At 54.1% G+C, this 22,879-nt stretch carries 18 protein-coding genes; 11 read left to right on the top strand and 7 right to left on the bottom strand.

Annotated features, from left to right (window positions below; translation table 11 throughout):
- Positions 1–63: 63 nt before the first annotated feature.
- A complete protein-coding gene (locus tag ACR0MV_RS09805) occupies positions 64–1,152 on the bottom strand; it encodes a tricarboxylate transporter (RefSeq protein WP_475204466.1) in 1,089 nt (362 codons plus the stop codon).
- 139 nt (positions 1,153–1,291) lie between these two features.
- Here ACR0MV_RS09805 and ACR0MV_RS09810 point away from each other — a divergent pair, with 139 nt between their 5' ends.
- The 5 genes from ACR0MV_RS09810 to ACR0MV_RS09830 all read left to right on the top strand — a co-directional run bounded on the left by ACR0MV_RS09810 (position 1,292) and on the right by ACR0MV_RS09830 (position 9,097).
- A complete protein-coding gene (locus ACR0MV_RS09810) occupies positions 1,292–1,960 on the top strand; it encodes a response regulator transcription factor (RefSeq protein WP_480701994.1) in 669 nt (222 codons plus the stop codon).
- Between the two features lie 53 nt (positions 1,961–2,013).
- Positions 2,014–3,324, top strand: coding sequence for a sensor histidine kinase (locus ACR0MV_RS09815; protein WP_480701995.1), 1,311 nt, complete (start codon positions 2,014–2,016; stop codon positions 3,322–3,324).
- Positions 3,325–3,700: 376 nt separating this feature from the next.
- Positions 3,701–7,282 carry an adenylate/guanylate cyclase domain-containing protein gene (locus ACR0MV_RS09820; protein WP_480701996.1) on the top strand — a complete coding sequence of 1,194 codons (3,582 nt, stop codon included), beginning with the start codon at positions 3,701–3,703 and terminating at the stop codon, positions 7,280–7,282.
- Between the two features lie 26 nt (positions 7,283–7,308).
- The gene (locus ACR0MV_RS09825) at positions 7,309–7,566 is read left to right on the top strand and encodes a DUF4242 domain-containing protein (protein WP_475204474.1); all 258 of its coding nucleotides are present in this window, start codon (positions 7,309–7,311) and stop codon (positions 7,564–7,566) included.
- A 115-nt stretch (positions 7,567–7,681) separates the two neighbouring features.
- Positions 7,682–9,097 carry an FAD-binding oxidoreductase gene (locus ACR0MV_RS09830; protein ID WP_480701997.1) on the top strand — a complete coding sequence of 472 codons (1,416 nt, stop codon included), beginning with the start codon at positions 7,682–7,684 and terminating at the stop codon, positions 9,095–9,097.
- A gap of 388 nt (positions 9,098–9,485) precedes the next feature.
- On the opposite strand, the gene ACR0MV_RS09835 is transcribed toward ACR0MV_RS09830, so the two are convergent.
- A complete protein-coding gene (locus ACR0MV_RS09835; protein WP_480701998.1) occupies positions 9,486–9,845 on the bottom strand; it encodes a CHAP domain-containing protein in 360 nt (119 codons plus the stop codon).
- A gap of 550 nt (positions 9,846–10,395) precedes the next feature.
- On the opposite strand from ACR0MV_RS09835, the gene trhA reads away from it, so the two are divergent.
- From trhA to ACR0MV_RS09850, 3 genes are all read left to right on the top strand, one after another.
- Positions 10,396–11,043 carry a PAQR family membrane homeostasis protein TrhA gene (trhA, locus tag ACR0MV_RS09840; protein ID WP_480701999.1) on the top strand — a complete coding sequence of 216 codons (648 nt, stop codon included), beginning with the start codon at positions 10,396–10,398 and terminating at the stop codon, positions 11,041–11,043.
- A 464-nt stretch (positions 11,044–11,507) separates the two neighbouring features.
- A complete protein-coding gene (locus ACR0MV_RS09845; protein ID WP_480702000.1) occupies positions 11,508–12,074 on the top strand; it encodes a hemerythrin domain-containing protein in 567 nt (188 codons plus the stop codon).
- 10 nt (positions 12,075–12,084) lie between these two features.
- Positions 12,085–13,128 carry a glutathione S-transferase C-terminal domain-containing protein gene (locus ACR0MV_RS09850; protein ID WP_170422439.1) on the top strand — a complete coding sequence of 348 codons (1,044 nt, stop codon included), beginning with the start codon at positions 12,085–12,087 and terminating at the stop codon, positions 13,126–13,128.
- A gap of 117 nt (positions 13,129–13,245) precedes the next feature.
- On the opposite strand, the gene ACR0MV_RS09855 is transcribed toward ACR0MV_RS09850, so the two are convergent.
- Positions 13,246–14,121: a 1-acyl-sn-glycerol-3-phosphate acyltransferase gene (locus ACR0MV_RS09855; protein ID WP_170422441.1), complete on the bottom strand. Its 876-nt coding sequence runs from the start codon at positions 14,119–14,121 to the stop codon at positions 13,246–13,248.
- A gap of 217 nt (positions 14,122–14,338) precedes the next feature.
- On the opposite strand from ACR0MV_RS09855, the gene ACR0MV_RS09860 reads away from it, so the two are divergent.
- Positions 14,339–15,094, top strand: coding sequence for an N-acyl homoserine lactonase family protein (locus tag ACR0MV_RS09860; RefSeq protein ID WP_170422443.1), 756 nt, complete (start codon positions 14,339–14,341; stop codon positions 15,092–15,094).
- Positions 15,095–15,187: 93 nt separating this feature from the next.
- On the opposite strand, the gene ACR0MV_RS09865 is transcribed toward ACR0MV_RS09860, so the two are convergent.
- Positions 15,188–16,861 carry an acetolactate synthase large subunit gene (locus ACR0MV_RS09865; RefSeq protein ID WP_480702001.1) on the bottom strand — a complete coding sequence of 558 codons (1,674 nt, stop codon included), beginning with the start codon at positions 16,859–16,861 and terminating at the stop codon, positions 15,188–15,190.
- 566 nt (positions 16,862–17,427) lie between these two features.
- Here ACR0MV_RS09865 and ACR0MV_RS09870 point away from each other — a divergent pair.
- Together ACR0MV_RS09870 and ACR0MV_RS09875 are read left to right on the top strand one after the other, a co-directional pair.
- On the top strand, positions 17,428–18,870 hold the full coding sequence (locus tag ACR0MV_RS09870) for an alanine/glycine:cation symporter family protein (protein WP_170422447.1): 1,443 nt from the start codon (positions 17,428–17,430) through the stop codon (positions 18,868–18,870).
- Positions 18,845–19,804 carry a glutaminase gene (locus tag ACR0MV_RS09875; RefSeq protein WP_480702002.1) on the top strand — a complete coding sequence of 320 codons (960 nt, stop codon included), beginning with the start codon at positions 18,845–18,847 and terminating at the stop codon, positions 19,802–19,804. The genes ACR0MV_RS09870 and ACR0MV_RS09875 overlap by 26 nt, the downstream gene beginning before the upstream one ends.
- 167 nt (positions 19,805–19,971) lie before the next feature.
- Here the strand turns inward: ACR0MV_RS09875 and ACR0MV_RS09880 are convergent, their stop codons facing one another.
- The 3 genes from ACR0MV_RS09880 to dctP form a co-directional block, all read right to left on the bottom strand.
- The gene (locus ACR0MV_RS09880; protein WP_170422451.1) at positions 19,972–21,279 is read right to left on the bottom strand and encodes a TRAP transporter large permease; all 1,308 of its coding nucleotides are present in this window, start codon (positions 21,277–21,279) and stop codon (positions 19,972–19,974) included.
- Positions 21,279–21,779 (bottom strand): TRAP transporter small permease, encoded by a 501-nt coding sequence (locus ACR0MV_RS09885; RefSeq protein ID WP_170422453.1) that lies wholly within the window; start codon positions 21,777–21,779, stop codon positions 21,279–21,281. Before ACR0MV_RS09885 ends, ACR0MV_RS09880 begins: the two co-directional genes overlap by 1 nt.
- A 62-nt stretch (positions 21,780–21,841) precedes the next feature.
- A complete protein-coding gene (gene dctP / locus ACR0MV_RS09890) occupies positions 21,842–22,855 on the bottom strand; it encodes a TRAP transporter substrate-binding protein DctP (protein ID WP_170422455.1) in 1,014 nt (337 codons plus the stop codon).
- Positions 22,856–22,879: the final 24 nt, after the last annotated feature.

A 22,879-nucleotide genomic window follows, 5' to 3' on the forward strand; every position in this document is an offset into this window, starting at 1 on the left:
AAATTGTCTTGTGTTTGGAAAAGCGCGCGCCCGACCTTGGGGCACGCGCAGTGGTGTTTGGGCTTAGTTCAGCTCGACACCATAGGCTTCTTTGAGCCAGTTAAGGACATAGGCCTTGGCGTTGTCATCGACGTTTGTCGCAGTTTGCAGCGCCGACTTGGAGCCGTCACCTACAAACACAGGATATTTACCCACGCGCTTCGAGGAGATGTCAGCAAAGTCGCCGCGCTCGGTCACAGCCTGGAACGCTGCGGTGTATGCGTCGACCACTTCCTGAGGCGTGTCACCCGGCAGGAAGGCCAGCTTCTGAACCGGGAAACCGGCTACAAAGAAAGCTTTCCACGCATCCCATGCCTCACCGCTGGTTTCACAGCCATCGGTTGCTTCGCATACTTCCTTGAATGTCGGGATGTCCGGGAAGGTCGGGTCGCGCACGATGTTGCCGTCCGCATCAAGAGCCCCCCAGGTCATCATCGGCACAGCCTGACCGGATTCAACCAGAGGTGCCGATCCACCCAGATAGCCGGACGAGGTCTGATAATCGATGTTGGCTTCACCGCGCTCGAACATCAGACGACCATCGCCACGTCCTTTGATGCCAAAAACAGGCTCAACATTCATACCCAGCATTTGCCAGGCCAGCAGCGGCACAAGGTCAAGACGTGTCGCGCCCTGCGAACCGTAAATGAAGTTGGTATCTTTAAGCGCGTTCGCGGAGCCATCAAACTTTGCTCCGTCTTCGGCGTTCAGATAGGCAACACCACCGGTTCCCGACGCCATGACTGGAATCCAGTCGTTGTATTCATAGCGCACGCGAGGATCGCTCAGCAGATATGGGAATTGAGTTGAACCGGAGGTGCCAAACAGCAGCGTGCCGTCGTCATGGCTCTGGTCCTGAAACCAGTTTGCGCCTTTGGTCGAACCAGCGCCCGGCATGAATTTCACGACCACCGTCGGTTGACCCGGTAGAGCTTCGGACAGAAGCGGCGCAAAGAAGTTGGCCCATTTGGCAGACCCGCCGGTTTCCGAGAACGGGATGACCCATTCAACTGTCTTGCCCGAGAAATCGACCTCGGCAGCGGCAGGTGCGGCGATACCGGCGGCGGCGATCAGCCCTACGACGGCGCGACGGGTGAAGTTGGAAATGGTCATTGGTTCCTCCCTGTTGACCAGACAACCACGCTAGCGCCCTCTGCGCCACCGTGATCGCAAATAGAACTGTGGGGTTGATTCCCCCTCCCATCTGGCAATCATGGAGCGCCAACCTTGCGCGAAACTTGCAGGAGACCCGATGCGGATCGTCATCGTCGAGGATAACGAGACCCTCGCCAAAGCTATTGCTTACCGCCTACGTGACCGGGGTCATGCAGCAGAAATGCTTGTGGATGGCGATGAGGCTGAATTGTATCTCGCGCAAGAGGGCGCGGACCTAGTTGTTCTGGACATCAATTTACCCGGACAGTCTGGGCTGGAGATTCTAAAGTCTCTTCGCAATCGAGGCGACGGAGTACCGGTGATCTTGCTCACGGCACGTGCCGAAACACGCGACCGCGTTTCCGGGTTGGATATGGGTGCCGATGATTACCTGGTTAAGCCATTTGAAATGGACGAGTTGGAAGCACGTATCCGGGCGCTTTCTCGACGCAAAGACCTCGACTACGGAGCAAAGGAGAGCATCGGTGGCCTGGAATTCGACCGCGCCGCACGTCAGGTCAGTGTGCAGGGCGAAGTTATGGACATTCCGCGGAGGGAAATCGCGGTGCTTGAATGCCTGTTAGAGCGCAGGGGTAGAATTGTTCCCAAAAGCCAACTTACAGACTACGTCTATGGCGTGGGTGCCGATGTCGAGGCCTCTGCCGTTGAGCCTCATGTATCTAGGCTGAGAAAACGTCTTCAAGATCTCGGTATTAGAATAAAGACAGCCCGAGGTCTGGGATATCTGCTTGAGGTGCAGAAGTGATCAATCACGGCTCGCTCAGGTCAAGGCTTTTCATTCTTATCCTAACCCCCTTGGTGTTAATTGCCGCTCTGCTTGGTCTTTGGCGCTTTATGATTGCGCAGAATACGGCTCAGGAATTGTTCGACGACAGCCTGTTATCTGCTGGCCTAGCCATATCGCGAGATGTTGCGATTTCGGGGGGTGACGCGCTGTCACCAACAACACGCAGCATGATCCGCGACGCGTCGGGCGGAGAGATATTTTACCACGTAACGGGCCCCGGCGGCATCTATGTAACAGGCTATGCCTACCCTCCGGCAGCCACCAACCCGTCTGCTCAAGAGGCGTACAAACCGCAGTTTTTCGAAGCGCTCTACCGTCAGGAACCAGTGCGCGTTCTTAAGATGACGGAACGCGTGACCATAGACAATCTAATCGGAGATGCGACGGTTACCGTCTGGCAACGCATGGCGGACCGCAATGCGTTTGCGAATGAGCTGTCAATCCGCGCAGGAATTCTCATGGGAATTCTGCTGGCCACCCTCGCCATTGTGGTGTGGTTCGGCGTCGCTCGTGGCCTTAGGCCCTTGCTGGATTTGCAGGACGCAATAGACCTGCGTTCACCGGATGACCTCAGTGAGATTAAGCGCCCTGTCCCAGTCGAAGTTCAAGGAGTTGTCAGTACCCTGAACCGGCTTTTTGGGCAGGTGGAAAACAGTATCAACGCGCACCAAGTGTTCATATCCGAAGCTGCACATCAGCTGCGGAATCCTGCGGCCGCCGTGCAATCGATGGCCGAAGCGCTGCAGGACGCAAAAACTGATGACGACCGCGAAAAACGCATCTCAGAGCTTGTTGAGGCGGCAAAAAACTCAGCAACGGTTGCCGAACAGCTTTTGTCACTCGAGAGACTTAGGCAGCCGACGCATCAAGACCAAATGGACAAAATTGACTTCCGCTCGGTCGTGGAAGAGGCCTGCGCCGAAATGGGAGTCCACATCCTCGCAAAGGGTATCGAGTTTGATGTCACGATGCCTGAGAGAGCGGTCGCGGTGTTCGGCGATCAGGTCTTTCTGATTGAGGCTCTAAAGAACCTGTTGGACAACGCGGTCAAACACGGTGGCCCAAAATTAAGCCAAATCTCAGTTGAGCTGCGGTGTGACGGCAAATACGTCAACCTAACCGTGACCGATGACGGTGCTGGCCTGTCGCCAGACCAAAGCGAAGCGGCATTCAATCGGTTTTCTCAGTTGGAAAATTCCGAGGGCAGCGGTTTGGGGCTGTCAATCGTCTCTGCGGTGGCGCAGCGCCACGGAGGAATAATCGAAATCAACCAAGTCGAAAGAGGAGCGAGCATTACGCTTAAGCTCCCCATAGTCTTGTAAGCTGTTTCAAATTTCACTCGAAATCCGAAACCGATCAAAATCAACGCGCGTTCTTGCGATTGATACGAAAGCAAGTTTTTCGCACTGAGCGACGAACGCAGCGATCATCATATATATCTTTGTCGCCTTTGGACTCGATGCGGTCCTTTGCCTACATCTGTTGAATGTCCACATTTGCGAAGAAGCTGTCATTAAGGGAAAAACACCGTATTCTCGCAGTCAAATAGCTGCTCGCACTGATCTGGAATGTTTTTGCAATAGCCAAGCTTGTCGGGTCGCCAGACGATTGATGGATTCTGAATCTGTTCATTGAATAGTCAGCCCGCTTTGAAAGCGGATTCTTGATTAGTGACGCGTATCTCATCATGATCCAAAGATGTCAGTTGAAATAGACCAGTGGCTACAAGACCTCGAACTGGGTCAGTACGCAGACGCATTTGCGGAGAACGATATCGATGCGCGTGTTCTGCCGCTCCTGTCTGGCGACGATTTAAAAGAGCTTGGAGTAAGTCTGGGTCACCGAAAAATCATCCTCGCTGCAATTCACAAGCTGGTCAGCCAGCAGCAGACAACTTCGTCGTTACAAACAACTCGTGAACAAGCACCGACCTCAGACAATGCGAAAAATGACGATCTGCTCAAAAACAAGCATAGTGAACCTGCCACGGCAGAGAGGCGTCACGTAACAGTCTTGTTTGCCGATCTCGTCGGCTCCACCGAACTTACTAATCGGTTTGATCCTGAAGATATGCGGGAACTGCTGCAAAATTACCAGGATGCTGTGGCTGGAGCCGTAACTCGATACGGTGGCTACGTTGCAAAATACTTGGGCGACGGCCTTCTCGTGTTTTTTGGCTGGCCGACGGCTTACGAAGATCACGCAATTCGGGCGATAAAGGCCGGTCTCGAGGCCGTGCGTCGTGTCAGGGAGCTCAAAACACCGGACGAAGAGTGTTTGTCGGTGAGACTGGGCGTTGCAAGCGGCGATGTGGTGGTAGGCGACACCATTGGTGAAAACACATATGAAGAAGGGGCCATGACTGGTCCGGTTGTCAATCTTGCGGCCAGGATTCAAGAACATGCAGAACCAAACTCGGTCGTTTTGCCGGCCGAGGAAACTGAGACAGCTTTGCATGGGATTTTTGAGTACAAATCCCTTGGAAAGACAGAGTTAAAGGGTTTTGCTGAACCGCGCACACTTTTGAAAGTTGTGTCGGAACGCAGTGCGGAAAGCCGGTTTCGAGCTTCACATCGCGATAATACCGCCAGCGCGATGATTGGCCGCGACTACGAAAAAGGGATACTACTGCAAACATGGCAACGGGCTCAGAATGGGCACGGAGAGGTTGTTCTGCTGTCCGGTGAACCCGGGATTGGAAAATCGCGACTTACAGAGGAGTTCCTTGCTGAAACCGCAGCAAACGAGCAAGCCGATGTTATTAGACTGAACTGTTCCCCTTATCTCAGCAGCAGCCCCTTTCATCCGGTTGCCCAACGAATTTCCCAGGACGCCGGGGTCGAACCGGGCTTCGACGATCATCTGATCCTCGAACATGTTAAGAATATGCTTGAAGGGCGGCCCGGACTGGACTGGGAACAGGTTCTGCCTGTCTTCGCAGCTTTGGTCGCACCTCGAAGTGCACTCGCCCAAAAGGTACTCGAGATGTCACCGCAGGAGCAGCGTGACATAACAATCCAAACTTTGATCCACACCGTACAAGTGCGATCAAGCGTACGTCCGGTAATTCTGTGCGTCGAAGATGCTCATTGGATTGATCCTTCCACCCAAGCCCTGTTAGAACGGTTTAAGTCAATATGCACCGATCTTCCCCTGATGATCCTGATAACCCACAGGCCTGGGTGGGAACTGGCTCGAGATGACGGGGACACGCACGTTCAGTCTTTGGTATTGCGCCGGTTTGATGCTGCGCATGTCTCAAACCTTGTCGAAAACATTACAGGCAAGAAACCCGACGACGCCCTGATTGCCACAATCATTGAAAAGACCGACGGTGTACCTTTGTTCGTGGAAGAGCTGACCCGAGCGATTGTCGAGGCGGGAGAGCACGGGCAAATCCACATACCTTCGTCCTTGAAAGGCGCGTTGATGGCGCGCCTCGACGCGGTGTCGCCTAAGGCAAAACAGGTCGCACTTACAGGTTCTGTAATTGGTCGAGAATTTGAGCCGAGTATTCTGCATGCGGCGATGCGCCTTGCAGATTCTGATATCAACAAATGCCTCGAAGAGCTTGCTCGAACCGGCATAATCTTCGAAAGCGGACACAATCGCGGGCATTTTGTTTTCCGTCATGCCCTTATTCGCGATACCGCCTATCAGTCCATGCTGAGCTCGACCCGAAAACAGCAACATGCAGACGTGGCGCATGCGTTAATACGGACAAGGTCCGCTGAGATCGAGCGTCGTCCCGAACTGGTCGCCCGCCACCTTTCAGAAGCTGAGGATTGGGAGGCTGCGTTCGCACAATGGCAGACTGCGGCAGAAATGGCGTTGGCGCGATCTGCCAGCCAAGAGGCGATGACCAACGCCAACGAGACGCTAAGAGCAGCCGAGAATTTGGGCTCAGACACCAATTCAGAATTGATCAAAGCCAAGATCCTGGTTGGCCGCAGCCATGACAGCCTGGGCCAATTGCCTGAAGGGATAGCGGTTCTCAAGGACGCTTCCAACGCAGCCCGGGCGGTGCAAAACGTAGAGCTGGCCGCAGACGCGGCCAACCACTTTGCTGACTCATGTATGATGTCCAGTGAGAGGCACGGTGAGGCAATCGATCTCTGCGATAATGCGCTGAAGGATTTGCCCGACGATGATGAAGTCCGTCGGTGCAGATTGATGAGCCAACTTGCGCGTGCCCATATGTTCGTTGGTCAATTTTCCGAAGGGGCGCGTTACGGCCAGCAATCCATGGAACTGGCCGCAAAACTGGGTGACTATAAATCCCAGTTCTCGGTCATGATGATGCATTTCGGGGCCCCATTTGTTGCGCGGAAGGGAAGAGAGGCCCAGCATTGGCGCGAAAACCTGGAGGCTATGCATGGTGTGGCCGAACATCTTGGTAGTATCGATCAAGGGCGAGATCGCACTCTCAGCTTGTTTGTCGGCGCCGAGATGGCCGACCGCGCATTGATGGACCATTCACTGGAATTGCTCACTGAGATTTCGGAAAAGGACAATCATCTGCAACTCTATTGGGTTCAGAAACACGCACGCGCCATGGTTGCAATTATGGACGGCGATTTTGAGCAGGCCGAGAAACACGCCACCGAAGCGGTTAAAATCGGTCGGAAGACTCATGGGGAGCATGTTGAGGGCGTTTTTGGAGTTCAGATGTTCACCATCCGCCGCGAACAAAACCGGCTGCACGAGGTCGCTCCTGTAATCAAGAAACTGATGACAGACAGCCCTGAAGACATTTCGTGGAAGCCGGGATTTGGTCTTATCGCTGCCGAGCTTGGATACAAGGAACCTGCCGAACGTGTACTGATTGAAATGGCCGGCAATGGCTTCGATCTTCCACCTGACGCCATGTATTCAACGACATTGTCATATCTGGCAGACATATGTGTCGCCGTTGAGCATCAGGAACACGCCAAGACACTCTTTGACATGCTTGCCCCATACGAAGACCTGACAATCACCGCAGGGGCAACCACAGTTTGCACTGGCGCCGCTGCGCGACGCTTGGGCCGTCTGAGCGCGGTATTGAAAGATTGGGATACCTCAGACGCAATGTTCCAGAAGGCCATAGAGATCGACACCCGCATGAAATGCCCGCCTTGGATTGCCCATAGCAAGGCGGCTTATGCATCCGCATTAAGGCGGCGGGGACACCCGGACGATGTGGAACAGGCGTTTCAACTGGAAGGGGAAGCGTTGGCAATTTCACAGAAATTGAGTATGGTTTCCCTAAGGTCAAGGCTCGAAGGAGTACCGAGTTAAGGTAAAAATCTGGTTTGGGGGAAATTATGCCAAGGTACATAATTGAAAGAAATTTTGCCGAGCAGCTGAACGTCACAGACGATGACAAAATTCACATCAAAGAGATCAATGACGAAGTCGGTGTCGAGTGGATTTTTTCGTTTCTCAGTGCCGACAAACGCAAAACGTACTGCCTGTACGAAGCCCCCGACGAGGAAAGCCTGCGAAAGGCGGCCAAACGCCTGAACATCCCAGCCGATGTAATAACGCCTGTGGATCGGATTGATCCGGCAATATTTGCCTGATCAGCAACATATTTTTCCTAATTCAGTAAAATGCCTTCGCGGGGCAACGCGACGGGAAACAATCGACCGAGGCAGAACTGCAAGAAGCCCGACCTGACAATAGGGAGGCTTACGCATGTTTGATCTGAAAACACTCGACGGTGGTACGGCAACCGTAGACCAAGACGCATTGGGCGCTCTTGATGCATCGCTTCGTGGCGGGGTCTATCAGAAGGGCTCTCCTGAATACCAGGACGCTAGAACAACGTGGAACAGCATGTTCGAACGTTACCCCGGGTTCGTAATCCGCGCATTGGGGGCCAGTGACGTGCAGAAGGCCGTGAACTTTGTTCGGGATGCCGGCCTTGTAATGTCTGTTCGGTCCGGTGGGCATCAGATTGCGGGTCACGCTGTTGCAGATGAAACAGTCATGCTTGATCTGTCACAGATGCGGTCGGTTCACGTCGATCCTGTCAAAAAGACCGCTCGGGTTGCGCCAGGAGCACTGTTGGGCGATGTGGATCGCGAAACGCAGGCGCACGGTCTTACTGTTCCCGTTGGAATCAATTCGACCACGGGCATCGCAGGACTTACCTTAGGCGGTGGCTTTGGGTGGACCACTCGGAAATTCGGCATGACGATCGATAACCTGCTCTCAGCGGAGGTCGTGACTGCGAACGGAGCCATTGTCACGGCGTCCCCCGGGAGCCATCCGGAACTCTTCTGGGCGATCCGTGGAGGGGGTGGAAATTTCGGTGTCGTGACCTCATTCGAGTTTCAACTGCATGAGTTAGGGCCTGATGTCCTATCTGGCCTCATTGTCCATCCGATAGAAAAGGCGCCAGAGCTTCTGGCCGAATTCGCGACCATTGCTGACAATTCCCCGGATGAGCTGACCGTCTGGAGCGTGATGCGAAAAGCGCCGCCTCTGCCATTCTTGCCAGAAGAGTGGCACGGGCGCGAGGTGCTGATCTTTGCAGCCTGCTACAGCGGTCGGATGGACGAAGGTGAAAAAGCCATGGCGGCATTGCGCTCGCTTGGCGAACCAATTGTCGATGTGATTTCTCCCCACAAGTTCGTAGATTGGCAGGCCGCTTTTGACCCGTTGCTGACACCCGGCGCGAGGAACTACTGGAAAAGCCACGATTTCGATGCGCTTTCTTCGGACGCGATCGCTGGTCTTCTCGATGCAATCTCCACGCTTCCGGACCCTGCGTGTGAGGTGTTTATTGCCCATGTCGGCGGCGCGATGGCACGCGTCGAGGCCGGTTCGACCGCGTACCCCCAAAGATCTGCTCACTTCATCATGAATGTTCACACACGTTGGGAGGATCCCAGCAAGGATGCCGAGTGTATTGATTGGGCGCGAGAACTGTACGACAGGATGCAACCGCACTCGAGCGGAAGCGCTTATGTCAACTTCATGCCCGAAGATGAAGCGAACCACATGGCTGGCGCTTATGGCGACAACGGCGAAAAGCTTTCTAGGGTCAAAGGCACCTATGACCCCGCCAATTTGTTCAGAGTGAACCACAATATCTTGCCTGCGTGACGGCATTTGGAACTGCTGGCAGCGCATTAGAAAGCACTGAAAGAATTCGCCTTTTGAGGCATGCGGTATACCCGTAAATTGCAGAAACGGCTCCCGACATTTATCGGGAGCCGTGTTTACTGAATAGGAGGGTCATTCAAAAATCAGACGTGTCCACCACCGATCAAGCCGATATGGGATTGGCTTTTGGATGTTTGTCTCTGCCAATTGGGATCAGGCTAATGCAAAATCATCCAAAACAACTCATTTCGCCTTAGGTGAGTGAGCTTCCGCTTTGGACTCGCCGTAGAGGTTCGGAAGTATTCAGTCACCGTCTGTTGCGCGGACTTTTCCGTCACTGGCGGGCCGCTTGTAGCCCATCCGTCGGACGCGAAAAAATAGATTTAGGCTAGTCGTTGACTTTGGGATAAATGAACCCGTTCACCGGGTAGAAGCTGCCATACCGACCCGGATGACTTTCGACGCGGACCAACGTCCAATCATTGTTCTTGGATACGTCCTTGACGCCCATCTTCAATGATACCTTGTTGCGGTGCCAGTTGGCGTGGTTCACGATGACTTCTCTGTCAGTAATCACATCTGATACGACGGCCACGTGACCAAGGGGCATCCCTCTGGTTGCTCGAAATGACATGACCGCACCGACAACCGGTTCACTGCCTCGCTCAAAAGTACTGCGCGCCTTGCCCCACCAATCCTTGGCGTTTCCGCGAATTTCGATACCGCTGAGGTTACGTGCGTAGGGCACACACCACACCCTTTGCCCTCGAGCCTGTTTTTGTGAAACCTCGCGCAACGCCATGGCCTGACGTTCTGGATCGAGATCCGCGTCGTTTGAGCCCTGAGCGCAGGCAGATACAAGAACACAAAACCCCATCGTAACCGCAGCGCGAGCAGTACCGGGCAGGCGCGGCCGTTTTGTACTCTTTTTGCTGTCGCTGTTTTGCAAGAAACTACATTGCCGGTTTGAGGGGTTGATGAGTTTTATGGCGATCTTGCGGGTTATGAAAAGAGCCAAACTTGTTCCCCGGCAGAAATTTGCCAGTTGATGGTCATCCTCTATGGGCCAAGCGCCCGACTTTGCAAAGTCAGCTTTCTGCGCATAGCCACCTTCGGTTGATCATGCAGCATCGGTCACTAGAGGCTCGAAGCGGCCATTCGCTAACCCCCCGCCACCTAGTAGGCCCCTCTGCGGACGAAGCAGTCTCCTGTCGTAGCGCCGAGATTTGACGCACCGGAAGCATGGACACCCAGCCTATCTGGATGTAGCGCCAGATAAACCTTTGCCCGGGACCGAAATGACGGAAACAACATACCCAAGCCCTGTTCAATCGCACCGCCATGCTGACATTGCCGTTCACGCAATCGGGCTGGTAGCGATTCTGGCGGCTGGCGGATTGCTACTCTTTAAATCAATCCTCGGCCTCGAGCCGAAGTTGGTTTTTGCAGTCGCTGTTTATGTGCTTTGTGCGCTGTCGTCCAATCTAGCATCCGTCGCCTATCACTTTTCTACAAATCACCACCGGCGCACACTATTGCGACGTATTGATCACGCCGCGATCTACCCCAGCATTTCGGGTACCTTCACACCCATTTTCGTCTTGGCAGATACGACCTGGACGATGGCCTTGCTGTGGCTTTGTTGGGGTCTGACAGCCCTGGCCGTCTGGAACAAAGTCACGAACGAAACGGTCAAATCTCGATGGTCCACTGCATCCTACCTTGGACTGGGCGCAATTGGGTTAAGTGCCCTTCCTGACTTAACGAATTTACCTATCACGACATTGTGGTGCGTCTTGGCTGGCTCAGCTGCATACGTCATTGGAACGGTGTTTTACGCCCAAAAGACTATGCCTTACCGGTATGCTGTTTGGCATACATGGGTGAACATTGGCGGAGCCCTGATGTTCGCGGGTATATGGATAGCACTATCCACGCAATGGTAGATTTTGCGGCGGTAGGATTAACCGTTTCGCAACCGGAACTTTGATCGTTCACTGGAACGATAGGCTTGTTTTGGTCTCGAAGGCCAAGATCTCAGAACGCAAGAAGCTGGGCCTCGGCAAGAGAGGCAGACTTAGGTAACTACGGTCGCGGCCCACTTCGACGCCAAACTCGTGCAAAAGGTCTACTAAATCGCGAGTTGATAGAGGCCATCGAACACAAATCATCACGGCCAGATGAATGACCTCAGGATTACTTTGAAGTACTTGAATGGCAATGCACATTCATGGACCGAGACCAGGAAAGCCCCCTGCCCGCCTCAACCCAAGCTGTTCTGAAAAGGCGATTGAACTGAGCTGATTTGCAACGGGTCTGATGGTGTGCAGAGATGGACAACACCTGTGCACGCATGTGCCTAACAGATTGAAATCATGGCACACAAATAACTGCGGAAAGGAGTAAGCTCATGCTTGATACTTACAATATCCGCACCGCAGACATGCCAAGTGAGATGCAGATCTTGCTAGACAAGTATCCTCGTGACAGCTGGGACGCACACCCAGGCTTCAAAGAGAAAACGCGTCACTGGCTGGGTGCGCACCAGATGTTCCGGCGCCTTGCCGAACTGGTTCGGACGGATGCAGAAGACTACCTGAAAAAGGACGTGTCGCCAGATGAATACGCAGCGCGCCTGTCCTACTATGGCAATGCCCTCGTGGGGAATCTGCATGGACATCATGGGTGGGAAGATCGCAGCTACTTCCCCGAGCTTTCTGCCGCGGATTCCCGCTTTGATGCCGGGTTAGAAGTGTTGGAAAAGGACCATGCTGATCTTGATCTGGTGCTTGACCAATACACCCGGACGGCCAATCGTGTGATAAAGCTCATTCATCTGGACGAGGTTCAGGCCCGATCCGAAGTGGGGGCACTGCGCGATACATCTGAGGCCATCGAGGCCTTTCTACAACGCCACCTGAGCGATGAAGAGGAACTTGCCGTTCCAATCATCCTCCATCACCGCCTGAGAGGATAAGGCCACCCGAATGACCGACCATTCCAAACAGGAAGATCAGTCAAACGCGGAAACGCGCCGCGCACGAGGAGAATTCGTGCGCGGCGTCAGCGGTTTTCGGCATTCGATTGGCGATCCGGATTTTCCGGCTGAACCAAACCGTTATCACTTGTTTGTCGCCTTGAACTGTCCTTGGTGCCATCGTGTAACTTTGGCTCGCAATTTGTTGGGGCTGCAGGGCAGCCTCTCGATGGACGTAGCCTTTCCAAACCGTACGGACGAACACCATCCTGACGGCCCCAATCACTGGCAGTTTGCACCCGAACAAGTGGCATCGCTGACCGGTAGCCCGCTACCTGAATGTACTGATGAAACCGGCACGGGTCAGGGATTTAAACTGGTGCGGGAAATCTATCGGGCCGAAGGAGCGGACGAACGATCGGTGCCGATACTCTACGATAAAAAGACGAACCGAATCGTTAACAACGAAAGCGCAGAGATCATTCGGATGCTCGGCCAACACGCAGCAGAACTGGGTTGTTCGTGCAGCGTTTCTGAACAGCAAAAGTTGTACCCCGACGAGCTGGAGCTTCGGAGTGAGATTGACGATTTGAACGAGCGGATTTACGTCAATATTAACAATGGCGCGTACAAAGCAGGTTTTTCTTCAGATCAGGCAATTTATGCCAAAGCGTTCGAAAACTACTTTGAAACACTGGCCCAGCTTGAAACGCGTCTTGCCAGTGATGAACGCCCATTTCTAACTGGAAACACCTTCACCGAAGCTGACCTGCGCCTGTTCCCAACGCTGTACCGTCACGATCCTGTCTATTACCTGCGCATGAAGTTGAACGGCGCTAAAATCCTTGATTACCCACACCTGTGGCGCTGGCTTTGCCGAGTTCACAGTTTGCCGGGCGTTGCGAAAAGCAGTTCTCTGGACCATTGTCGGCAGGGGTATTTCGGACGTAGTTGGAATGGCGTCATACCTTTGGGTCCTTTACAGCCTATGCCTTACCCAGAGGCTTACAGCCATCCGGAATTGGCAAGGTCAACTGGGCACGTTCGGAATTAGAAATACCCAGAAAAGCGCAGTTTTTGCTTTGGGACAAAACTAGCGCGCGACCTAACACTCGGTGACACCCACAACCCAAGGTTTGTCCGGTCTTTTCTGTCGCTTCACAGAAATGCCCTAGGATTTGTAGAGCCCGGGCACCAATCCCTCTGCCAGCTCTTTCAGAAGGTGCGGCGCAGTCCCCGCAGGCTGTATTGGGCCATAGTGCACATCGTAGGTTCCACCCAATTTAGCGATCAACTCAGATACGTACCTTAAGGATGCTACCCTGCGCCCGACCTCATCATTTCCTCCGCTGAGTAGCGCAGCCAGTCTTCGCGTTCGGTAGTAGTGCCGCGAATTACGCATGTTCGCCGAGGCGGGAACAATCGGTGCCCCGCTTTCTGCGGAAACACGTGTCACCCCGGTTCGCCACGGCGGTTCGACCAGACGTCCGTTTCTCAATGTTGGCACGCGGCCCGAACCAAAAACCAACAGCGCGCCCTCCACATTCAGATGCGCCAACATGCCCGCCCTGGTTTGGCGCGCCGTCAGCACCTTGTCCTGTCTGTCCAAGTCCACCGGGACAATCAAATCGCGCCCAAGAAACCGCTCGGCCTCTCGCCCGGCAACGACCTTCAGGTCGGAACGGTGGTCGAGCAGAGCTCCTGCGTGGGCCAAAAAATCGAAAGTGCCGATTGGATGTGTTGATCCAATGATCACGGGGCCGCTGGCAGGAATGTTCTCAAGCCCGTGGGCTTTGACAACAGTTCCCCCATTCATAGCTAGAACCGCTCTCACCAGGTCATGCCCAGTACGTTCCCCCAGCTCTAACAGAATTTGTTCTGTTTCGTTCAAGGCAAAAAAAGCCTGGCCGGTCACGGTACGGCTGATCAAGTCAACGCCCTTCATTAACTGGCATAGCGTCTTTAGCCTAAGGTCAGCGCCAATCGGAATGCGCAGTCGAGCGCGCAGCAACTCATCCAGCGGATCGTGTTTCTTGTCGTTGGTCAATACCGTTGCCCCGTGGTTACCGCAAAGCTAGCACGCTTTGACAACAACGGCACAAGGCCAAGCGAACAGTTTTGAAGCTCTCTGTGGTCCAGACTGCGCGTCGGCGAGATTGAATACTAAGGGATGTGCAATGATACTCTTTGGAGATCGTAAAAGCGTATACGATTGACTTTCTCAACATGCGCTAAATTCTTGTAGACAAAGGAGGAGAGACCGAGTGCAAGCTGAAGGTTTTATCAAAGGTCGACCCTTGAGCCTTGCTGTGTTGGACTATGGTTTATTCAAGGTTCATTCCAACGGTCGCATTATCGGCATCTCGGGCTTTGCAATCCAAACGGATGAAAATGAAACGATCCTCGTCGACACTGGCCTCCCGGAGAAATACGCTCAGGATGCCGAAGCAGCCTCCAAAGAAGACCGATTGGATGAGTTTGGCGAGGTACTTGCGTGCACGCCCGACAACTTGCCTGCAGCACAGTTGGCCAAACTTGGTTTAACCTCCGAAGATGTCACACTTCATGTTTGCACACATACCCATATCGACCACGTGGGCGGGTTGCATGCATTTCCAGAAGCGCCGATCTTGATCTCTGCGAAGGAACGCAAACTCGCCAAGCCACTGTATTGGGGCAACGCGTGCCCAATTGACTGGCCCGCGTGTGACTATTTTCAGGTTGAGGGTGATGTGCGTGTCGGCCCGGGGCTAACGGTGCTGGAAGCGCCGGGTCATTCGCCGGGGCAGATTGCGCTGTTGGTTGAACTACCGTCACAAACGATAATGTTGACCAGCGACGCGATTTCAAGAGCAGAAGAAATTGACGAGAAGTTCGTGGGGGCGTGGAACGAGGCTGCGGCAAATGCCAGCGCAGAACGGTTGACGAAACTGGCAGCAGAGAAAGACGCGTTCGTGATTTATGGCCATTGCCCGAAACAATGGCCCAGTTTACGAAAAGCGCCAGAGACTTACAGCTGAGCTTCGCTAATCGACGATGAAAATAAACAAGCGGTCACATAACGCCCTGCCCGCCTAAAGCCAGATTGCTCTAACCAACCTTCGAAAAACGGATCAGATCAAACAGACCTTTTCGGCAAGTTCATCAATCAGCACGCGTTGGTTTTCGCTGTAATCAACCGGAAGATCGATCAGGTGTACGCCACCCGCTGCAAACGCCTGCTCAAAGGTGGATATCAGATCCTCAGTTCGTTCCACCCGGTGGCCGGTCGCGCCATAGCTTCTGGCATATTGCACGAAATCGGGGTTGTTGAATTCAAGTCCCCAGTCTTCAAAACCAGCATGAGACTGCTTCCAGCGGATCATCCCGTATGAGCTGTCGTTCAGAATGGTCACAACCAGGTTGAGGCCCAAGCGAACGGCCGTTTCAACTTCCTGACTATTCATCATAAAGCCACCGTCGCCACATATCGCCATGACGCGTCGGTCAGGATAGAGCTTGGCTGCCATCATCGCTGAGGGAAGGCCGGCTCCCATCGTGGCCAGCGCGTTGTCCAGCAAAACGGTATTGGGTTGGTAGGCCTGATAATTGCGGGCGTACCAAATTTTGTAGATGCCGTTGTCCAACGCGATGATATCGCAATCCCGCATGACTTTGCGCGTGTCGGCCACGACGCGCTGTGGGATCACCGGAAAGCGCGGATCATCTGCCCCTTCCGAGATGTGCATATCGGTTTCCTGCTTGACCCTCTCGAAATAGCTACGGTCAAAATCCAGTGGGCCACCAAGCTTATCGCCCAACCGTTCGATGGATTGAGCCAGATCGCCGACAACTTCGACCTGCGGGAAGTAAACCTGGTCAACTTGCGCCGCCTTGTAGTTCACATGGATCACCTTGGTTCCGCCTTCTTTCATGAAGAAGGGCGGTTTTTCCACGACGTCGTGACCCACATTGATAATCAGATCAGCGCGTTCAATCGCGCAGTGCAGATAGTCCCCATCGGATAACGCTGCTGTTCCCAAAAACAGATCGGACCGCTCGTCCACCACACCTTTGCCCATCTGTGTGTCAAAGAAAGGAATCTGCGTGTCATTTACAAAGTGACTAAGTGCGCTGCGGGCGTGTTTCCGGTTGGCACCAGCCCCCAATAGCAGCAAAGGCATTTTGGCCGAGCGGATCATCTCGGCCGCCTCATTCAAAACCGTGTCACCAGCTACGGCATAGTAACGGGGATGAGGTTGCAGGACGGGTTCGGTGGTGTCTTCGGCCGCTATGTCCTCGGGAAGTTCCAGCAGAACCGCACCGGGGCGCTCCTCTTGCGCGACGCGAAACGCTTCTCGGATTAACGAGGGAATGGTGTTGCCGTGCACAATCTGCTTGGACATCTTACAAATCGGGTCGAACAGAACCACCACATCAACGATCTGAAACTGGCCCTGCTTCGATTTTTTGATGGGCTTTTGACCCGTGATCATAACCAGCGGCATCCCACCCAAATGAGCATATGCTGCTGGTGTGGCAAAGTTCGTGGCACCGGGGCCAAGTGTTGCCATGCAGACCCCCGCCTTACCCGTCAATCGCCCATATGTTGCCGCCATGAACGCTGCGCCCTGTTCATGGCGGGTCAGAACAAGCTCAATCCTGGATGTCCTCAAAGACTCCAACACATCCAGGTTTTCCTCGCCCGGAACGGCGAAAACATACTCGACACCTTCAGCCTCCAGCGCTGCGACTAACAAATCCGAGGCTTTGGTAAGGGACGTTGCGGTTTGGTCAAAAGCGGACATGTGCTCTCCTGGTATCGCGGTCGATCCGTCAGTTTGGCATGACATTGAAGTGCAGACCCGACCCTTTCAGATAAGGCTCCGGCCCCAGAGTTTTCAGCGGCTTGCAACTATGGGTTTCGAAGACAGCGCATCCATCGACACCCACCAGCCATGTTTCAATACAACACGCGCGAGACGGAGCTTCAACAGCCGTATGAGCCGACGGTATTGAGTTGCGCACAGCCCCCTCGCGCTAAGCCAAATGCTCCTGCCAAGACCTTCGCGGCTTCTAAACAGGCTATCGTCGGACCGCTGACACGAACATCGGAAAGAAGCGCTTCTAACAACGACAAGCAGCCTCCTCGCGCACTTCTATCCCTGGTCGTGTAAAAAGTGGTACGCATTTCGGAGCGGCAAAAGGAACCGGACGTTCAGGATTCACTGCCAAAAGAGCAGCCTCGGGATCGGTATTGAAGTACCTTTTGGGCGATCTGTGCCTGACAATTTTCGCATCTTCGTGCATGATGAAAAACTAGGCAGACTGATTTTGCCTTCCGGGAAGTGCTTGAATTATCAAGAGGCTCGCTATGGAAGTATTGGTTAATGGCATAAACACGGTTCTTTGGAACTACGTATTAATTTACGGACTTCTTGGAACCGGTATCTTTTTTACAATTCGACTTGGCGCACTTCAGTTTCTTCATTTTGGGGAAATGGTGCGCGTACTCACATCTTCGAAGAGCACGGACAAAAGAGGTATTACTCCGTTTCAAGCACTGACAGTAAGTTTGGCTTCACGTGTCGGCACTGGAAACCTGGCCGGCGTAGCTGTGGCCCTGACCTTAGGAGGTCCGGGTGCCATCTTTTGGATGTGGATCGTAGCATTGGTTGGAATGGCCACGGCTTATTCTGAAAGTACTTTGGCCCAACTCTACAAAGTCACATCGTCCAACGGCAGGTTCAGAGGAGGCCCAGCGTTCTATATGGCCAACGCCTTGAATGCTCCTTGGGCCGGAGTCATTTTTTCGATCTGCCTGATTGTCAGCTTTGGTTTGGTTTTTGTCGCGGTCCAATCCAACTCGATCGCGGAAGCTTTCGAGGGCGCGTTCGGGTTAAACAAATTGATGGTTGGCATAGCGCTGGCCGCAGCCGCAGCGGTGGTCATATTCGGTGGAATTAGAACCATCGCAAAGTTCGCTGAGATTGTTGTTCCGCTTATGGCAGGTCTCTACCTGTTGCTTGCATGTGTTGTCGTAGTCCTGAACATTTCCGAAGTACCTGCTATGTTGTGGTCGATTGTTGCAGGGGCCTTTGGCCTTCAAGAAGCTGCCGGAGGCGTGACAGGCGGCGTCATGGCTGCTGCCCTTAACGGCATAAAACGGGGACTTTTCTCCAACGAAGCGGGCATGGGCTCGGCACCGAACATTGCAGCGGTTGCCACACCTGAGCCCCACCACCCTTCCAGCCAAGGTTTCGTTCAGGCATTTGGGTGTTTTGTGGATACGATTTTGGTCGCGACGGCAACTGCGTTGCTAATTCTTTTGTCGGGCGCAATCGAAATTGATGGTCCTACGGGTATGCGACTGACTCAAGACGCGGCGGCGGTCCATCTCGGCGAAATCGGTCGCCACTTTATCGCGATAGCTATCGTCTTTTTTGGCTTCACATCCATACTTGGCAACTACTCCTATGCCGAAAACGCGATGACGTTCCTAAAACTGGAAGGGAAGCTGCCGATTTACATCTTGCGATTGGGCTGCCTTGCAATGGTTGTTTGGGGCGCCGTGCAAGCTGTTGCCACAGTGTTCAATTTCGCGGATGCGGCCATGGGAATAATGGCAACTATTAATTTGGTGGCGATAGTGCTCCTGTCCGGCACCGTATACAAATTAACGGTGGACTATTTTTCGCAACGCCGACAGAACCTTGAACCTCGCTTTGTCGCAAGCAAATTTCCCGAACTTAGCAAGGGCGTAGATCACACTGTCTGGACGGAGGAGATCCATGCCGATACTCAAAACCACCGATAGCGAAAGGCTTCAGGAAGTCTTGGACGATATCGCAGATCGCATTGCCGGCATGTCCGAAAGGGGGAAAGTGGCGCAATACATTCCAGAACTCGCCACAGTTGATCTGAACCAATTCGGTATTGCCATTGCACCAATCAACGGCCCGCTAATTTCCGCTGGGGACGCGGGCACGCTGTTCTCGATTCAGAGCATCTCAAAAGTGTTCTCGCTCACATTGGCGCTGCAACAGGTTGGTGCCACTTTGTGGCAAAGAGTCGGCCGGGAACCGTCCGGCGATCCATTCAATTCAATCGTTCAGCTTGAACACGAACGCGGAATCCCAAGGAACCCGTTTATCAACCCGGGTGCGATCATAGTGGCAGATGTTCTGCTCGAAGACCGTTCTTCTGATGAAGCCGTCAACGACCTTTTAGCATTGTGCCGAGAGCTTTCAGAGGACAACTCGATCGAGGTCGATGCGTCAGTTGCAGAGTCTGAGATGCGAACTGGGTCCAGAAACCGTGCTCTTGCGCATTTTATGCAGGCAGAAGGTAATCTTAACGCACCTGTAGAGGATGTTCTGTCTCTGTACTTTCGCCAATGTAGCATCGCCATGTCTTGTGAACAGTTAGCATTGGCGGGCCGCTTTCTCGCTGCAGCGGGTCAAAACCCGGCCACCGGTGCCACAGTATTGTCCGCACAGCGAGCCAGAAGAGTAACCGCACTGATGATGATGTGCGGTTCTTACGATGCCTCGGGCGAGTTCGCCTTCCGAGTTGGCCTTCCAGCGAAAAGCGGTGTTGGTGGCGGAATCTTGTGCATTGTTCCTGGGATCGCATCTATAGTCGCGTGGAGCCCCGGGCTTGACCAAAAGGGCAATTCCCATTTGGCATCCATCGCATTTCAGGAGCTAGTTCGTGCCACAGGCTGGTCTATCTTCGGGCCAAGTGCGTAACCGGGATTGGGTGAACTGCGTCAAAACGAAATGAATTCCGCTTCGATGACTCACGGATAACGCCTGGATAGCGAAACGTGTCTCCCTATTTCCCGGTTCAATCTGCAGTGTTTAGTCGCGAAAAAGCTTTGCAAGGGCATTCACCCATCTGCCACAAAACTTCATTCTCACAAGGACGGCAGGAACAGTGCCAGATTTGGGAACACGATCAATAGAACGACCAGCAAGATCGAGCAGAAAATAAACGGGAAGGCGGACGTATAGATTTCGCGCATCGTTGTGCCCGGCGGTGCGACACCTTTCATCACAAACAGCAACAACCCAAATGGTGGTGTGGTGAAGCTGATCTCGAGCGAGAGCAACATGATCAGACCGAACCAGATCGGATCAAACCCGAGCGTCTGCGCCAGTGGAAAGAAGATTGGCACGGTCAGCAACATGATCGAAATCTGCTCCATGAACATGCCAAGTAACAACAAGACAGCGAACATCACCGTTAGCATGGCCAATGGAGCAAGCTCAAACGCGATGGCCCAGTTCACCAGTCCTCGCGATGCTCCGGAAAATGCCAAAAGCTGGCTGAACGTGGCCGAGCCGAAGACGATCAAATAGGCCATCAGCGTGACCTTGAGAGCGCCGATGACCGACTTTTTGATCGCCTCCCACGAAAGGCAGCGAAAAATCGCGGCCAGGATCAATACGCCCAATGCGCCAAACGCTGCTGCCTCGGATGGGGTGACAAAGCCACGGATCATCAAGACGATAATTACGACCATGACACCAACCATCGGCACGACCTCAGTCATGAGCAGTTTCAGGCGGTACGCCAACGACATGGGCTCGACGTCGTAAGCAGGAGCCGCCTCGGGATCCAACCGAGTCTGGAGCCAGATCGTGCCGATGTAGAACAAGGCGAGTATCAGACCGGGAATGACTCCGGCTATCAGCAATGCTGCGACGTCTATCTGCGCGAGCGTGGCCAATAGAACGGCAAGCGCCGAGGGCGGGATGATGATCGCCAAGCCACCGGTTCCCAAAATTGGTCCAATGCTCATGTATGATTTGTATCCGCGGCGGTTCATTTCAGGGACCATGAGCGACCCCAAAAGCGCGGTTGAGCCCATCGACGACCCCGACAACGTTGAAAACGCGGTGCCGCCAAGAACCGTCACATAGCTCAGCCGTCCCGGCAGTCGGCCAAGCAGCTTGTCTATCGCGCTGAACATGCGCCCACCCAACCCGGTGTGGAAGAATATCTCACCCATCAACAAGAACAGCGGGATTGGCATCAACGCGTATTTGGTCAATGCGCCCAGCCCGTTGTTGAGGAGCTGCGTGACGCCGCGCTCCCCCCCCATAAAGACCCAGGCGCCCAGAATGTTGGCTGCAAGAAAAGCCAGTGCCACGGGCATTCCGATGGCCATCAGGAACACTATCGACCCAAGCAGCAGGGCAAGCGCTTCGTACCACTCCATTATTCGTGTATCCCTGCTTCTCCGCTGTGCATCAGCTCGGGCCCGAAGACAAAGCGCGAAAATTCAACCGCCATCATTCCAAACGATAGCGGAAAGGCGATAGTCAGCATCCATCGGGGGAAATAGTAAGCGCGGGTGTCGTAGTCCCCGCGCTCGATATTCGTCAGGACCAGATCAGCCCCTTGCCAAGCGAGGATCAGGCAGACCAGCACGCAGGCGGCTGCCACCGTACGGCTGACAATCCGGCGTAAACCGACAGGCAGCGCGGCCGTCACCAGTTCGATGTGGACGTGACCCTTCTCCCGTACCAGCCAAGGCGCGCCCAGCATGGTCATGTACAACAGTCCGTATTCTGCAGACGTAAACAGCCAAGCAAAGGGTTGCAGCCCGGCATTTCGCATTAGAACTGACGTGATGACGGATAGCATCAGCCAAACCAGCAATAGACCAGCGATAATGGCCATGCCAAACAGCACTGCGTCATAGATCCTTTTCATCATCTCGCCTGCTCTGCCCCTGGTAGTGAAAGGCCCGCCCGCCTGGGACGGGCCTGTCGGTGGTCTTAGTTCGCAGCGTCGAGATCGTAGAACAGCTCGATCAGGCGATCATAGTTATCGGTGCCGCCGGGCTGCTCGGCCATCAGGCCCTTCATACGCTCCCATGTCTTTTCGCGGGCCGCGGCAAGGTAGTTTGCCTTTGCCTCACCTTCCAGCGTGACAACTGTCATGCCTGCAGCGTCCAGGGCCGCAAAGTCTTCGTCGCGTTTGCTGCGCAGGGCTTCAACACTGTCCTTTTCGTGTTGGATCGCAACGTCTTGCAGGATCGTGCGCGCCTCTTCAGACAGCGAGTTCCAACGGTCGAGGTTCACGATGACGCCAAGATCAGTCGAGAAGAAGCATGGTTCGATGCGGTAGTTCAGGAACTCGTTCCACTTCAGGTCGATCAGGCCGATCTGGGTCCAGCCTGTCGCATCAACGACACCGCGCTGCAGGGCCGAGTAGACCTCGCCCGTGGGCAGGTCGATGACTTGCGCACCAAGGTAATTGGTGAAGAAAGCGTTGTAGACGTTGTTGCCGCGCAGCTTCAAACCTTCGACTTCCAGATTACCGTCAGCATCGAAACTGGGCTCGTTACGGGTCCAAAGGTTGTAGCAGACGCCGCTGTCGAACCAGCCAAGGTATTTCAGGCCCATTTTGTCCTGATGAATCTGGTCGATCAGTTCCGTTCCGCCATTTTCGCGGGTTTCGATCGCGGTCAGGTTCGACGCGACCATCGCGTCTTTCTCGGGCAGCGCGCCACCGTAGAACGAGCCCGGCGTGTAAACCATGTCAACGATCCCGTCGCGCACCGCATCGGGCTGTTGGAACATGCCAATGGCTTCCGGCCCGCCACGCACGTCGATCTGAATGACCCCTTTGCCCGCTTCGTTTACCTTGTCGACAAAGTCCAGAAAGCTTTGGGTATAGATCAGTGTTTCGGGAAAGGCGTGAACCGCCGAGATCGTTTCTTCGGCTTTGGCCGTTCCGGCGACGATCACGGCCCCTGCCAAAAGGCCAGCCAATGCGTTCATCTTCATGTTTATTCCTCCACGTGTTTCAGG

The organism is Ruegeria sp. BC3, from assembly GCF_056539265.1.